At 60.2% G+C, this 14,054-nt stretch carries 13 protein-coding genes; 6 read left to right on the top strand and 7 right to left on the bottom strand.

Going from position 1 to position 14,054, the window contains the following annotated elements; translation table 11 throughout:
• The first annotated feature begins 45 nt into the window (after positions 1–45).
• Complete coding sequence (locus SLH47_RS09845; protein ID WP_320239316.1) at positions 46–1,044, top strand: polyprenyl synthetase family protein; 999 nt, start codon at positions 46–48, stop codon at positions 1,042–1,044.
• Here the strand turns inward: SLH47_RS09845 and SLH47_RS09840 are convergent, their stop codons facing one another.
• From SLH47_RS09840 to sfsA, 4 genes are all read right to left on the bottom strand, one after another.
• The gene (locus SLH47_RS09840; protein ID WP_413785634.1) at positions 1,045–2,079 is read right to left on the bottom strand and encodes a TRAP transporter substrate-binding protein; all 1,035 of its coding nucleotides are present in this window, start codon (positions 2,077–2,079) and stop codon (positions 1,045–1,047) included.
• Positions 2,080–2,202: 123 nt separating this feature from the next.
• Entirely contained in the window at positions 2,203–3,666 is a 1,464-nt protein-coding gene (locus SLH47_RS09835) for an alpha/beta hydrolase (RefSeq protein ID WP_320239521.1), read from the bottom strand.
• Positions 3,667–3,706: 40 nt separating this feature from the next.
• Positions 3,707–4,519 carry a type I methionyl aminopeptidase gene (gene map, locus SLH47_RS09830; protein ID WP_320239314.1) on the bottom strand — a complete coding sequence of 271 codons (813 nt, stop codon included), beginning with the start codon at positions 4,517–4,519 and terminating at the stop codon, positions 3,707–3,709.
• Between the two features lie 53 nt (positions 4,520–4,572).
• Positions 4,573–5,274, bottom strand: coding sequence for a DNA/RNA nuclease SfsA (sfsA, locus tag SLH47_RS09825; RefSeq protein ID WP_320239313.1), 702 nt, complete (start codon positions 5,272–5,274; stop codon positions 4,573–4,575).
• A 42-nt stretch (positions 5,275–5,316) separates the two neighbouring features.
• Here sfsA and SLH47_RS09820 point away from each other — a divergent pair, with 42 nt between their 5' ends.
• The 4 genes from SLH47_RS09820 to SLH47_RS09805 are packed head-to-tail and all read left to right on the top strand — an operon-like array spanning position 5,317 to position 8,264.
• Positions 5,317–6,039, top strand: coding sequence for a competence/damage-inducible protein A (locus tag SLH47_RS09820; RefSeq protein WP_320239312.1), 723 nt, complete (start codon positions 5,317–5,319; stop codon positions 6,037–6,039).
• Complete coding sequence (locus SLH47_RS09815) at positions 6,036–6,761, top strand: GNAT family N-acetyltransferase (RefSeq protein ID WP_320239311.1); 726 nt, start codon at positions 6,036–6,038, stop codon at positions 6,759–6,761. The genes SLH47_RS09820 and SLH47_RS09815 overlap by 4 nt, the downstream gene beginning before the upstream one ends.
• A gap of 4 nt (positions 6,762–6,765) precedes the next feature.
• The gene (locus SLH47_RS09810; protein WP_320239310.1) at positions 6,766–7,332 is read left to right on the top strand and encodes a peroxidase-related enzyme; all 567 of its coding nucleotides are present in this window, start codon (positions 6,766–6,768) and stop codon (positions 7,330–7,332) included.
• Entirely contained in the window at positions 7,329–8,264 is a 936-nt protein-coding gene (locus SLH47_RS09805; protein WP_320239309.1) for an OmpA family protein, read from the top strand. Before SLH47_RS09810 ends, SLH47_RS09805 begins: the two co-directional genes overlap by 4 nt.
• Before the next feature lie 53 nt (positions 8,265–8,317).
• Here the strand turns inward: SLH47_RS09805 and SLH47_RS09800 are convergent, their stop codons facing one another.
• A complete protein-coding gene (locus tag SLH47_RS09800; protein ID WP_320239308.1) occupies positions 8,318–9,223 on the bottom strand; it encodes a LysR family transcriptional regulator in 906 nt (301 codons plus the stop codon).
• A gap of 159 nt (positions 9,224–9,382) precedes the next feature.
• Positions 9,383–11,407 (bottom strand): NADPH-dependent 2,4-dienoyl-CoA reductase, encoded by a 2,025-nt coding sequence (locus SLH47_RS09795; protein WP_320239307.1) that lies wholly within the window; start codon positions 11,405–11,407, stop codon positions 9,383–9,385.
• 231 nt (positions 11,408–11,638) lie between these two features.
• On the opposite strand from SLH47_RS09795, the gene SLH47_RS09790 reads away from it, so the two are divergent.
• The gene (locus SLH47_RS09790) at positions 11,639–12,514 is read left to right on the top strand and encodes a sulfotransferase domain-containing protein (RefSeq protein WP_320239306.1); all 876 of its coding nucleotides are present in this window, start codon (positions 11,639–11,641) and stop codon (positions 12,512–12,514) included.
• Between the two features lie 27 nt (positions 12,515–12,541).
• Here SLH47_RS09790 and SLH47_RS09785 read toward each other — a convergent pair whose 3' ends face one another.
• Entirely contained in the window at positions 12,542–13,906 is a 1,365-nt protein-coding gene (locus tag SLH47_RS09785; RefSeq protein ID WP_320239305.1) for a tryptophanase, read from the bottom strand.
• Positions 13,907–14,054 lie beyond the last annotated feature (148 nt).

The following is a 14,054-nucleotide window of genomic DNA, read 5'->3' as shown; positions in this document are numbered from 1 at the left end:
TATGACGGGGCGCGCACCTTGTCTATTCACATGACGGAAACTTCAATGAGCCTCGATATCGCCGCCACCAAGCCGCATGAACAATTGGCCGCGGCGCTGGCGGATGATCTGGCGGAGGTGAATGAGATGATCCGAGACCGCATGGCGTCGGAACATGCGCCACGCATTCCGGAAGTGACCGCACACCTGGTTGAGGCCGGCGGCAAGCGCCTGCGCCCGATGCTGACCTTGGCGGCGGCGCGGATGTGCGGCTATGACGGCCCCTACCATATGCATCTGGCCGCGACAGTGGAGTTCATTCACACTGCGACATTGCTGCATGACGACGTGGTGGATGAAAGCAGCCAGCGGCGCGGTCGACCGACGGCGAACCTGTTGTGGGACAATACCTCTAGCGTTTTGGTGGGCGATTACCTTTTCGCGCGGTCTTTCCAGTTGATGGTTGAGACGGGGTCGATCCGGGTCTTGGACATTCTGGCCAATGCAGCCGCAACCATTGCTGAGGGTGAGGTGCTGCAACTGACCGCTGCGAGCGACCTCGCCACGACCGAAGAGATCTATCTGCAGGTCGTTCGCGGGAAAACCGCCGCGCTCTTCTCTGCTGCGATGGAGGTTGGGGGCGAGATTGCGGGCCAGGATGCGGCCACCAAACAGGCGATGTTTGATTATGGCGACGCGCTGGGGATCGCGTTCCAGATTGTCGACGACCTGCTGGATTATGGCGGCACGAAAGCCACCGGCAAGAATGTGGGTGACGATTTCCGGGAACGGAAGCTGACCTTGCCCGTGATCCGCGCAGTGGCGGCAGCGGATGCAGAGGAACGGGCCTTTTGGGAGAGGACCATCGCCAAAGGCCGGCAGGAGGCGGGCGATCTGGATCACGCCATAGCCCTCATCGCCAAACATGGCACGATGGAAAGCACCCGGGATGATGCGATCGCCTGGGCGGGCAAGGCGAAGGCGTCACTTGACGCCCTGCCCGACCATCCTTTGCGCACGATGCTGATCGATCTGGCCGATTACGTGGTGGCCAGAATTACCTGATCAGTTGGCTGCCCGCGTGGCCTCCACGGCAGTTTGGGCAGCTTCAACCAGCGCGGCACCGTCATAACCCCTGGCATCCATCTCGGCGATCCAATCGGCTGTGACTGTTTCGCCCAGCGTCTTGATCCGGTCGGTCTGTTCAACGGACAGTTCCGCGATCTCATTGCCATCTTCCGCCATCAGATCACGCCCAACCACATCACCCGTATCATGTGCCCGGCCTGCCCAGCGGCTGGCCATCATCCCCGAATTGGCATCGATAATCGCACGCAAGTCTTCGGGCATACCCTCGTAAACATCCTTGTTCATCGCCCAGATGAAATAGAGGTTATAGAGCGCGCGGTCCCCGGCCACATCCGTATGGCTGTCGGTGAGTTCATTAAGCTTAAGCGAAGGCGACATCTCCCATGTAATTACGCCACCATCGACCACGCCTTTGGACAAGGCTTCGGGGAATTGCGGGACCGGCATGCCAATCGGCGTCGCGCCGAGTTCTTCGAGCAGTAGCGTTGCAGGGCGCGAAGGACCGCGCAGTTTTAGTCCGGCGAAGTCCTCGACCGTGCCTACAGCCGCTCCGCGCTTATGTACGATGCCGGGCCCATGCATATGGGCGGCGATGACATGCACATCGGCGAAGTCATCCATCAGGTAGTCTTGCGTGAATGTCCACGCTGCGGCAGAGGCCTCTTCGCCCGATTTGGTCGTCATAAAGGGCAGTTCCAGCGCCTCAGCCTCCGGGAAGCGGTTGGGCTGATAACCCGGGATCACCCAGCCGCCATCAATCGCGCCATCGCGGATCAGGTCGTATTGGTTCGCGGCAGAACCACCGAGTTGCATAAATGGGTAAAGCTCGACTTTGATCCGGCCTTCGGATTGCTCCTCAATCACATCGGCCCACGGCTGCATGAAATAGGTGGGGTTGGCACTGGCCGGAGAGACGAAGTGTTGAAAGCGCAGCGTCACCTCTTGCGCGGAAAGCGTGGTTGCAGAGAGGCCAAACGCGGCCAAAAGGGCGGCAGATTTTACGAATTGCATCAGGTGCATCCTTTTCTTGAAGATGTAAGGGGAAAGGCGTCACCGCTAGCGACACGGAGTATGTCGGGGTTTAAGGCCCGGATTACAAGCAGATTTCTCAGGGGGAATTTTCGCCGTTTTGCGTCAGATCGCGAAAAGCGGAAATGTCACGCCCAGTGCCCAGCCGAGGAAGACGCCAAGGCCCAACCCTGCTGCGACAGGGCGATGCGTGGCGCGCCCGACCCACCCGGCGAGCGTGCCAAAAAGTAAGAAAAACAACAGGATAATGGGCATGATGAGCAGGAGAAAGAAGAGCCCCTCAAGGTCCAGCGCAGTCGCGATACCGAGGGATGCCAGCGCGCATGTCCGCACGACCATCACTCGCCAAAGTGGTGCACACCCGCCTTCCGTCAGGTAGCCGTCAGCGAGCATGAACGGGATCGCACCCAGCGCGATGGCGGCGATAATCCCGATCCGCGCCTCGAAAGCGAGGAAGGAAGTGACGTAGCGGTCCAGCATGCCGCCGAAAATCAGGATGCAGAAAAGCGCGATGGGGAGGGAGAGGATGAGGCCGACTCGCTCCCAATGCAGCGCGTCGGCGCGCCAGAGGACGGCGAGGCTGAGGAGGCCGTAAAGGGCGAAATGCACGGCGAGGTAATCGGCGACGAGGACAGGTAGAAAGCCGATCTCGATGGGCCAAAGCACAAGCGGCGTGATGATCATCGGGCCAAGGGTGGCCATCCAGAACTTGCGCCCAGGCAAACGCATCGGAGGCGCGGAGGCCCGCAAGGGCCGTGCAAGCCGCGCAAGCGGCCAGGCCAATGCGGTGACGCTGACGATCAGCAGGACGATCCAGCCGCCGCGTTCTTTGATGGGCGTATCGCTTTGCCGGTCAAAAACAGCGTCCAGCCAGTCACGCGCCTCGCGAAGGGTCGTCGACGCGTAGAGCACGCCGACATGCTCCACATTCGGCGCATTCACAGCGCGCCGCCCGGTGCCAAGCGCAGGATCGCCCAGGGTCTGGCCGAATTGCGCATCCCGGTCGGTCAGCGCGATAACGCGCGCTGCCTCGGTCACCAGCCTGTCCTCCCAAGCGCCATTAATGATCAAGAGATTACCGGGCGCGTCCGCCGTCACAGCACCCGAGAACATCGACACCGCGACCGTCGCCTGCACGCGTGGATCAACTACCGCTTGGCGCACGATGATGTCGGTCGCCATGGAATGACCTAACAGAGCAACACCCTCAGCCCCCGGCAGGGCGAGGCTTGCATCGATCACACGGTCCAGCTCTTCGATCAAAAGCCGGGTCGTGCCTTCGGTCGAACTCACATCACCGGACATAGGCACCGCGTTGCGCCCGTGCCCCTCCAAGTCATAGGCGACGGCGATGTACCCCGCCCGCGCCAGCGTTTGCGAAAAGCCGAGCATCAGTTGCTGTGATCCGGCAAAGCCATGGGCGATCACAACAACCGGTCCGGGCTGTTCACCCGGCAAACGCCAGATTGTCGCGGGGGTAGTGCCGATGCTGATCTGCGATGCGACCAAACCGGCGCGGCCCTGTTCCAGTTTGAAGATCGACACGCCCGCCAGCGCGAGCGCGACCATAAGGAACAAAATTGGCCACAGCCGCCCGCGCATCAGAGGGTCAGGCGGAATAGGTCGGGTGGAACATGTCCTTGGGCGAAAGGGTGAAAATCTCACACCCGTCAGCGGTGATCCCGATGGAGTGTTCGAACTGCGCCGAAAGGGATTTGTCGCGGGTCACAGCGGTCCAATCATCGGCGAGGACCTTGGTGTCAGGGCGCCCCAGATTGATCATCGGCTCAATCGTGAAGAACATACCCTCTTCGAGCACGGCCCCGGTGCCCGGACGCCCGTAATGCAGCACATTGGGCGGCGCGTGAAACACCCGGCCAAGCCCGTGGCCGCAGAAATCACGCACGACCGACATGCGGTGGCTTTCGGCGTAGGTCTGGATCGCATGGCCGATATCACCAAACGTGTTGCCGGGCTTTGCCGCTTCGATCCCCTTCATCAACGCGTCATGTGTGACCTGCACAAGGCGCTCTGCCTTGCGGGGCATCTTGCCCGCCACATACATGCGGCTGGTGTCGCCGAACCAGCCATCGACGATCACGGTCACGTCGATATTCAGGATATCGCCATCTTTCAGCTTCTTGTCGCCGGGGATGCCATGGCAGACGACGTGATTGACCGAGATGCAGCTGGCATGCTGATAGCCCTTGTAACCGATCGTGGCAGAGGTAGCGCCAGCGTCCGAGACCATCTGCGTGATGATCCGGTCAATCTCGCCCGTTGTCTGGCCGGGGAAAACGTGTTCGGCGATATCATCAAGAATGCGCGCGGCGAGTGCCCCCGCTTTGGCCATGCCTGCGAAATCACCGCGTTCATAGATGCGGATCCCGTCCTTGGTCAGATGGCCCTTATTTGTTTCCACGTTGCGCGTCCTTTCGCCAATATCGGGGACATAGGTGAAATCGGGGTTAAGTTCTAGGGCCTCACCGGAATCGGATCGGCCAATGTGATCGCTTTCGGGGTGATGGCGCAGGTCTGCGCGAGTGCCGTCACACCTGCTGCCTGTGCCGCAGCGAAAGCGGTGCTGTAGGTCGGATCGATGTCACTGGCAATCGTGACCTGCCGACAATCGGTGCGTTGGACCAGATAGAACATGATCGCGCGATGGCCCTGCCGGACCATGTCGGCGAGTTCATCAAGATGCTTGGCCCCGCGTGCTGTCACGCTGTCAGGGAACTCGGCCAGCCCCGCCTGCCGGGACAGGGTGACGCTTTTGACCTCGACATAGGTGTCAGGCCCGTCGCCGCTGAGCAGGAAATCGATACGGCTGTTTTGCCCGTATTTCACCTCAGCCCGCACAAGGTCATAGGGCGGCAGGCCGGGCACTTGGTGAGCCAGCAAAGCGGCCTTGAGCGCCTTGTTGGGGACCGAGGTATCGACGCCTGTGAAATGACCATTCTCGTGATCCACAAGCCGCCAGCCGAACTTCAACTTCTTCTTCGGGTCGTCATTCGGCTCAAGCCACACCTTCATGCCCGGCTCCGCAAGACCCATCATTGAGCCGGGGTTCGCGCAATGCGCTGTCACCTCGCGCCCGTCCTCAAGCCGGACATCGGCGAGAAAGCGTTTGTAGCGGCGGATCAGGCGGGCTGGGACAAGAGGCGTGGCAAATTCCATTTCCGCCCTATAACCTGTCTGCCAGAGTAGGAGAACCGCCAGATGCCAAACCCCACAGCCGCCATGCTTGTGATCGGGGATGAGATCCTTTCAGGGCGCACACGCGATGCGAACATGCATTATCTGGCGGGGCAACTGACCGAGGCCGGGATCGACCTGAAAGAGGTGCGGGTGGTGAGCGATGACGCCGACGCGATCATTGCGGCGACGAAGGCGCTGTCAGCGGCTTACGCGCATGTCTTCACCAGCGGCGGCATTGGACCGACCCATGACGATATCACCGCTGACTGCATCGCGGCGGCATTCGAGACGCAAATTGATGTCCGCGACGATGCCCGCGCGATCCTGCAGGCACATTATGACCGTTCGGGGCAGGAGTTGAACGCGTCCCGATTGCGGATGGCGCGTATCCCGGATGGCGCCACCTTGATCGACAACCCGGTCAGCGCCGCACCCGGATTTACCCTTGGGAACGTACATGTGATGGCTGGGGTGCCGTCAGTCTTTCAGGCGATGGTGGCAAGCGTGTTGCCAACGCTGACCGGTGGCACACCGCTTGTCTCGCGCAGCTTGCGCGTGATGCGGGGTGAGGGTGACATCGCCGGCCCGTTAGGCACGTTTGCATCAGATTACAGCGACCTCTCGGTTGGCTCTTACCCGTTTCAGAAGGACGGGATCTATGGCGCAAATGTCGTGGTGCGCGGCACTGACGCAGCGCGGCTGGATGCGGCCATGGCGAAACTGTCCGAGATTTTCCCCACATGACATTGCCCAGCGCGCAAAAGCTCTACGCCATCATTGACGGCACCTGGCCGCCATCCGCCAAACAGGCGCTGGGCCCCTGGATGATCCGGCTGGATGACAGCGGCAGCAGCCGGGTGAGTTCCACAACGGCCGAGCAGCCGCATGATGAGGCCGATATTCCGCTGGCCGAAGCGGCGATGCGCGAGGCGCATCAGACGCCGCTTTTCATGATCCGTGAAGGGGAGGAGGCGCTGGATGCGCAATTGGCCGCGCGGGGCTATGTCATCAAAGACCCGGTCAACATGTATGCAGCACCGATTGATGCGCTGGCGACCTCGCGCCCGCCCGCTGTCACAACGTTCGAAACATGGCCACCGCTGGCCATCCAGACCGAGATCTGGGCCGCTGGCGGCATCGGCCACGGACGCATCGCGGTGATGGACCGTGCCCGCCCGCCGAAGACGACCCTTTTGGGGCGGATCAACGACCGACCGGCGGGCACGATCTATGTCGGCATCGCGGCAGATTGCGCGATGATCCACGCACTGGAAGTCGCACAGGAAAACCGACGACAGGGGCTGGCCAAGCATCTGACGCGTGCGGCGGCATTCTGGGCACGCGACAACGGTGCGGCCTACATGACTCTCGTGACAACGCAGGCGAATGAGGCGGCAAACACGCTCTACTCTTCCCTCGGAATGACGCTTGTGGGACATTATCATTACCGAACCTTGCGGGAGTGATCTTTTGACCGAACAGCCCACCGCCCTTGATCTGCCGATGGTCGATCCCCTGCCCGAGCCGACGCAGAAATACTTTGACATCTGCCAGGAAAAGCTGGGGATGATCCCCAATGTGTTGCAGGCCTATGCGTTCGACATCGACAAGCTGAACGCGTTCACAGCGCTTTATAATGACGTGATGCTGGCGGATTCTGGGCTGTCCAAGCTAGAACGCGAGATGATTGCCGTCACCGTCTCGTCCATCAACAAATGCTATTATTGCTTGACGGCTCATGGCTCCGCAGTCCGACAGCTTTCGGGTGATCCGCAATTGGGTGAAATGCTGGTGATGAACTGGCGGGTGGCTCCCCTTGATGCACGGCAAAAAGCGATGCTGGAATTTGCGGAACTGATGACCGTGGCCAGCGCCAAGATCGAGGAAAAGGATCGAGCTGCCTTACGCAAAGTGGGTTTTTCGGACCGGGATATCTGGGACATCGCGGCGGTGACGGGATTTTACAACATGAGCAATCGCATCGCCTCTGCCACGGATATGCGACCCAACGACGACTACCACGCGCAGGCACGATGATCCGGCGGCTTTGTCTGGCCCTTCCGCTGCTTGCCAGTCCGGCACAGGCGCAGGTGCTGGACTTTCCCAGCAATGCAAACTTGCAGACAGAAATCACCGAAACTCTTGACAGTTACGATCTGCCAACCGGCATCTGGGATGGTACCGCGATCCCGACCAAGACGGTCGAAGGGGCGCTGACCCGGCAAGCCTGGCGGATTGAGGCGCCGTCGCTGACCACCTTGCAGTTGCTGCGGCCCTTGCGTGAACAATTGCGCAACGCGCAGTTTGATATCCTGTTTGAGTGCCAGACCGAAGCCTGCGGCGGCTTTGACTTTCGGTTCGGGACAGAAACGTTGCGTCCACCGCAGATGCAGATCAATATCGGTGATTTCCGGTTCCTGGCCGCGGAGCGTTTGAGCGATGGTGGGCCTGAATACATCAGCCTGTTTGTCAGCCGGACAGCACAGGCGGGATTTGTCCAGGTGACACGGGTAGGCTTGGCGCAAGAGGAGGAAGAAGCGCTCGCTGTGACCACTGCACCGCCGCTGCGTGCGGTTGGAGCCGCGGAGCCATTGGACCTTGCCACCCGGCTAGAACAAGACGGCCATACCATTCTGGACGATCTGACCTTTGAAACAGGGTCGGCGCAGCTGGCACCGACACCCTTCGCATCACTGACAGCTCTGGCAGAGTATCTGTTGGATAATCCCGACCGCACGGTTGCTTTGGTGGGTCATACGGACAGTTCCGGGTCCTTGGCCGGCAACATCGCCCTGTCAAAACAGCGCGCGGGTTCGGTCCTTGAGCGATTGGTGAGCGATTACGGCATCAGCCGCGCTCAGTTGGAGGCGGAGGGTATGGGATATCTCGCACCGATCGCGAACAACGTGACTGAAGAGGGGCGTCAGGCGAACCGGCGGGTCGAGGTGATTATCACATCAACGGAATAAAAAAACGCGGCCCGAAGGCCGCGTTAGTTAGGTGTACTTACACCCAAGGGAAATCACCATGTATCAGGGCCTTTTTCAGCAAAGGCGTGCACTAGAAAATCGATGAACGCGCGGACTTTTGGTTGCGTGAACCGGCCCGGCGGGTAGACGGCGTAGATGCCTTGCGTTTCAACCGGCAGATCGGGGATCGCCTCCTCAACCAGCCCGTCGCGCATGGCGTCCGCGTAAAGAAAGCTGGGCAGGTAAGCGATGCCGAGGCCACCGATGCACGCATTCAGCAACGATTGTCCGTCATTAACTGTCAGCCACCCCGCTGTGCGCACCTGACGCTTTTCACCCGAAGGCGCGGTCAGTTTCCAGACGGCGGAGTTCGCCTGATTGGAATAGTGCAACAGCTTATGTTCGTTCAGATCGTCGATTTTTTCAGGGCGGCCATACTGCTCGAAGTAGGCGGGACTTGCGATCATCCGTTTTGTTGTGTCGGTCAGTTTGCGGGCGCGCAGGGTGCTGTCCTCCAGCTCTCCAATGCGCACGGCCATGTCGAATCCTTCTGAGATCAGCTCAACATAGCGGTTGTTCAGCACCATATTCACGGTGATGTCGGGAAATTCGCTCAGGAAATCGCCCAGGACGGGCGAAAGATGGTTCACGCCGAAATCGGTGGCGACGCTGATCCGCAACAGACCGGAAGGGGCGGATTGCATCGACGTGACAAGGGCGTCGGCCTCGCCTGCGTCATTCAGGACACGGCGCGCGCGGTCATAATAAGCCAGGCCAATCTCTGTCGGGCTGACGCGGCGGGTCGTGCGGTTCAGCAGGCGCGCGCCGAGGCGCGCCTCTAGCGATGAGACATGCTTGGACACGGCGGATTTGGAGATGCCCATCTTCTTTGCGGCATCTGTGAAGCCCCCTTGGTCAACGACCGTGGCAAAGGCCTCCATTTCCGTCAAACGATCCATACGCTCATTCCAACTTCTTGATACCGACAGGGAATTGATGCCGGGCAATTCGGGCAGGAATAGGACCAATGCCTGACAATACCGGGGTATGAATCAGTTTGATGCAGATGCGGAAACAGCCATTTGGCAGCTCTTCGCCTGTCAATGGGCGATGTTTCGCTACAGAGTGGCGGCCAATCTTGTGCCTTGATCGATAGCGCGCTTGGCGTCCAATTCAGCTGCCACATCGGCGCCGCCGATCACGTGGACGTTGCGGCCAGCTTCAATCAGCGCGTCCGCGAGACTGCGTTCGGGCACCTGCCCGGCGCAGAGAACAACCGTGTCGGCGGCGATCACTTTGGGGTTTTCGCGTGCTTCGCCATGGCTGATATGTAGACCATCCGCGTCGATCCGCTCATAGTTCACGCCGCCGATCATCTCGACATTCTTCATTTGCAGTCCGGCGCGGTGAATCCAGCCCGTGGTCTTGCCGAGCCGTTTGCCCAGCTTTTCGGACTTACGCTGCAGCAGCGTCACCTGACGTGTGGGTGCTTCAGGCTGTGGGCCTTCGGGGCGCAACCCACCGCGAACTTCGCCGGGATCGCCGACACCCCATTCAGTCAGCCATTCCTGCAGATCTTCGGTCGGGCTGTCGTCGGTCACGAGGAACTCGGCCACGTCAAAACCGATCCCGCCTGCGCCGACAATGGCGACGGATTGACCAACCGTGGCCTTGCGACGAAGCACGTCGATGTACGACAGCACGTTCGGGCCATCCTGGCCAGGGATTTCCGGGTCGCGCGGTGCGACGCCGGTGGCGATGATGATGTCGTCGAATTCAGCAAGCAGATCGGGCGTTGCGGTCGTGTTGAGTTGCAGGGTGATGCCCGCCTTGGCAACCATGGTGCGGTAGTAATCGACCAGCCCCCAGAACTCTTCCTTGCCAGGCACCTGCTTGGCCATGTTGAGCTGGCCACCAATCTCATCGGCCTTATCAAAGATGGTCACGCTGTGCCCACGCTCTGCCGCAGTGAGTGCAGCGGAAAGGCCTGCAGGCCCAGCGCCGACGACAGCCACCTTTTTGGCCATGTCAGCCGGTGCGATCACCAGCTCTGTTTCGTGACAGGCGCGGGGATTGACGAGACAGGACGACAGCTTGCCGCTGAATGTATGGTCGAGGCAGGCCTGATTGCAGGCGATACAAGGTGCGATTTCAGCCGCCTTGCCCTCCGCCGCCTTAGCCACGAAATCCGCGTCCGCCAGGAATGGCCGCGCCATGCTGACCATGTCCGCGCAACCATCGGCCAGCACCGCCTCGGCCACATCGGGCATGTTGATCCGGTTGGAGGTGATGACGGGGATTTGGACCGTGCCCATCAGCTTTTTCGTCACCCATGTAAACGCGCGACGTGGGACGGAGGTCGCGATCGTTGGGATGCGTGCCTCGTGCCAGCCGATGCCGGTGTTGAGGATCGTGGCACCTGCCGCTTCAATGGCTTTGGCCAGTTGCACAACCTCTTCCCAGGTTGAGCCATTAGGGACCAAATCAATCATAGAAAGCCGATAAATCACAATGAAATCAGTGCCTACGGCCTCGCGGACGCGGTGGACGATTTCGACGGGCAGACGCATACGGTTCTCATACGAGCCGCCCCAGCGATCCTGACGCTTATTGGTATGCGTGACGAGGAACTGGTTAATGAAATACCCTTCGGACCCCATCACTTCGACCCCGTCGTAGCCCGCCTCTTGCGCGCGGGTGGCGGCGGTGACGATATCGGCGATCTGCTTTTCGATCCCCTCCTCATCCAGTTCTTTCGGCGGGAATGGCGAGATGGGGGATTTGATGGCTGAGGGAGCCACACAATTGGGCGCGTAGGCATAGCGCCCGGCGTGGAGAATTTGCATGGCGATCTTGCCATCCGCATCATGCACGCGGTCAGTCACCACCTTGTGGTTGGCAATGTCTTCGTCCGTGTAAAGCCCTGCGGCACCTGGAAAAACGCCGCCTTCGGGGTTGGGGGCCATGCCGCCGGTAACCATCAGGGCGACACCTCCGCAAGCGCGTGCGGCATAGAATTCAGCGACGCGGTTCCAGTCTTTCGTTTCCTCCAGCCCGGTATGCATGGAGCCCATCAGCACACGGTTTTTCAGCGTCGTGAAGCCGAGATCAAGCGGGGCCAGAAGATGTGGGTACTGGGTCATAATGCGCCTCCCTTTGCGCCGGCGAGGATGGCCAAAGTTGACGCGCGCGTCACCCCCGAACGCGGCGTCATCATGTGGCAGAAAGCCATTTACGCACGCGACCCGGCATAGCCGACAGGCATCTCGCCGCCGTCAGAGTTTCCTTGGCTTTTGACAAGCCGCGGTCATTTTGCTGTGCTCAGCCCATAAGGCTCTTTTCCAGACCACATCCAACGATAAGAGATGTCAGCTATGACGGATCGCAAGCTCTACCTCGGCCCGCTGACCGATAACAGACGTTGGGATATGGTGAAGATCCGGCCTGACGATGTGATCGTCGCAAGCCCGCCGAAATGCGGGACGACCTGGATGCAGACGATCATCGCGCTTCTGCTGTCGGGTGACGTGGAGGTCGAAACCGAGCTGTCGTTCAAGATGCCCTGGGTCGATATCCGTGTGCGCGAGATGGATGAAGTGGCCGAAAGGCTGGAAGCGATGACCCATCGCCGCTGCCTGAAAAGCCACACGCCGATGGACGGCCTGCCTTTGGATAATCAAGCGCAATACATCTGCGTCTTTCGCCATCCGCTTGATGCACATTTTTCCTATCGCGACCACCTGCGCAACACTCCCCTGCTCTGGTTTGACCTTTGGTATCTGGAGGATGATCCCGAGCGTGTCACCTTTCGCCGTTTTCTGGACGGCGGGGCAGAGGGGTTTGACACCGACGCGATGCCGCTGGCCCATATCCTGCGGCACTACAAGGCTGCCAAGGCGCTGGCTGACCGACCGAATGTCACCCTCTTTCACTACGCCGATATGAAGCGCGATTTGCCCGGCACGTTTGCCCAGGTGGCGGCTCTGCTGGGTGTGTCCTATCCGGCAGACATGATGGCGCAGTTCGTGCAGGTCGCGCGTTTCGACAATATGAAGACAAACGCCGACCGGTATGCGCCGTCAGCCGGAAAAGGGTTTTTCAAGTCCGACGAAGCGTTCTTTCAAAGCGGCAGCAGCGGCAAGTGGCATGGGCAACTGACGGATGACGAGCTTGCAGCCTATGATGCCATGATGAACGCAAAGCTGACCTCCGCCGAACGTAAGTGGTTGGAGTTCGGCGCCGCGTCGTAAAGTGGATCTTGATGCACGTTACCTGCCTCAAAGCGGCGCGAACCGGCAGGTGAAATGCCGCATAATCGCGGGTTCCTGCGTGATCCGAAACCCCTTCAAATCATCGATCTCGGCCTGTAATTCGCCAAAGGCCTCGATCACGTAATCCGCGTGGCTCTGCGTGTAGGTCCGACGCGGGAAGGCGAGGCGGACGAGTTCCATTGCGGCGGCTTTTTCGCTGCCATCGGGTTGGCGGCCAAACATGACGCTGCCGATCTCACAGGAGCGGATACCCCCGATCTCGTAAAGCCTGCAAGCGACGGCATGGGCGGGGTAATGGAGCGGATCAATCTGCGGTAACCAGCGTTTGGCATCAATGAAGACCGCATGGCCACCAGCGGGTTTCACAACAGGGATGCCCATCGCATCAAGCCGTTCGACGATGTATTCATTCGTGCGGACGCGGTAGCGGAGATAGTCCTCGTCCACGATCTCGGTCAGACCCTGGGCAAGCGCATCGAGGTCACGTCCGGCAAGGCCGCCATAGGTGGGAAAGCCCTCGGTCTGGATCAGCCTCACGCGGGCCTGTTCGGCAAAGCCGTCATCATTCAGCGCGAGCCAGCCGCCGATATTGCCGAACGCATCCTTCTTGGCGCTCATCGTCATGCCGTCGGCCATGGCAAAGCAATCGCGGACGATGTCAGGAATGCTGCGGTCGCCCTGCCCCGGCTCGCGCTGTTTGATGAACCAGGCATTTTCGGCAAAGCGGCAGCCATCGATGATGAAGGGTTTGCCATGTGCCTTGGCGACCGCAGCCACGGCGCGGATGTTCTCCAAGCTGACGGGCTGACCGCCGCCTGCATTGTTGGTGATCGTGAGCATGACGATGGGCACGCTGTCGCCATGCTGGTCCATGAACGCCTCAAGCGCGGCGATATCCATATTGCCTTTGAACGGGTGATTGGATTGCCCGTCGCGCCCTTCGGCGATGACGAGGTCATGGGCGAAGGCGCCGCTCGCCTCGATATTCCCACGTGTCGTGTCGAAATGGGTGTTAGACGGAATGTTCTGGCCATGCCCGCCAAAGATCGCCATCAGGATCGCCTCTGCCGCGCGGCCTTGATGGGTTGGGATGATGTGTTTGAAGGGCATCAGGTTCTGTACGGCTGCCTGAAACCGTTCAAATGACGGCGATCCAGCGTAGCTTTCATCGCCGCGCATGGTGGCGGCCCATTGTTCCGCGCTCATGGCTCCCGTGCCGCTATCGGTCAGAAGATCGATCAGGACATCATCGGCGTGCAGGCCGAAGAGGTTGTAAAGCGCAGCCCTCAACTTCGCCGCACGCTCCGTGCGCGTGGTCATGCGGATGGGCTCAACAGATTTGATGCGGAATGGTTCGATTATCGTTTTCATCAGGTCCTCCGGGTTTGAGGGCCCGGTTGTCTGACGAGGACGTTTCCGGGCCATGCGCCGCGGTTGCCCCCTTGCTTTGGGATGCCGCGCTCAGCGCCGAAAATCTGGGCGGACCGTATTTTCGAGTGCACGGCGCGTCAAGAAGTGT

This window comes from Cognatiyoonia sp. IB215182, from assembly GCF_033963905.1.
GTDB lineage: Bacteria > Pseudomonadota > Alphaproteobacteria > Rhodobacterales > Rhodobacteraceae > Yoonia.
This window is presented reverse-complemented; position numbering and strand designations above follow the sequence as displayed.

Coding starts and splice junctions, on each gene's coding strand:
- SLH47_RS09845 (WP_320239316.1), top strand. CDS start 46: ATGAGCCTCGATATCGCCGCCACCAAGCCGCATGAACAATTGGCCGCG.
- SLH47_RS09840 (WP_413785634.1), bottom strand. CDS start 2,079: ATGCAATTCGTAAAATCTGCCGCCCTTTTGGCCGCGTTTGGCCTCTCT.
- SLH47_RS09835 (WP_320239521.1), bottom strand. CDS start 3,666: ATGGTCGCGCTCGCGCTGGCGGGCGTGTCGATCTTCAAACTGGAACAG.
- sfsA (WP_320239313.1), bottom strand. CDS start 5,274: ATGGAATTTGCCACGCCTCTTGTCCCAGCCCGCCTGATCCGCCGCTAC.
- SLH47_RS09820 (WP_320239312.1), top strand. CDS start 5,317: ATGCCAAACCCCACAGCCGCCATGCTTGTGATCGGGGATGAGATCCTT.
- SLH47_RS09815 (WP_320239311.1), top strand. CDS start 6,036: ATGACATTGCCCAGCGCGCAAAAGCTCTACGCCATCATTGACGGCACC.
- SLH47_RS09805 (WP_320239309.1), top strand. CDS start 7,329: ATGATCCGGCGGCTTTGTCTGGCCCTTCCGCTGCTTGCCAGTCCGGCA.
- SLH47_RS09800 (WP_320239308.1), bottom strand. CDS start 9,223: ATGGATCGTTTGACGGAAATGGAGGCCTTTGCCACGGTCGTTGACCAA.
- SLH47_RS09795 (WP_320239307.1), bottom strand. CDS start 11,407: ATGACCCAGTACCCACATCTTCTGGCCCCGCTTGATCTCGGCTTCACG.
- SLH47_RS09790 (WP_320239306.1), top strand. CDS start 11,639: ATGACGGATCGCAAGCTCTACCTCGGCCCGCTGACCGATAACAGACGT.
- SLH47_RS09785 (WP_320239305.1), bottom strand. CDS start 13,906: ATGAAAACGATAATCGAACCATTCCGCATCAAATCTGTTGAGCCCATC.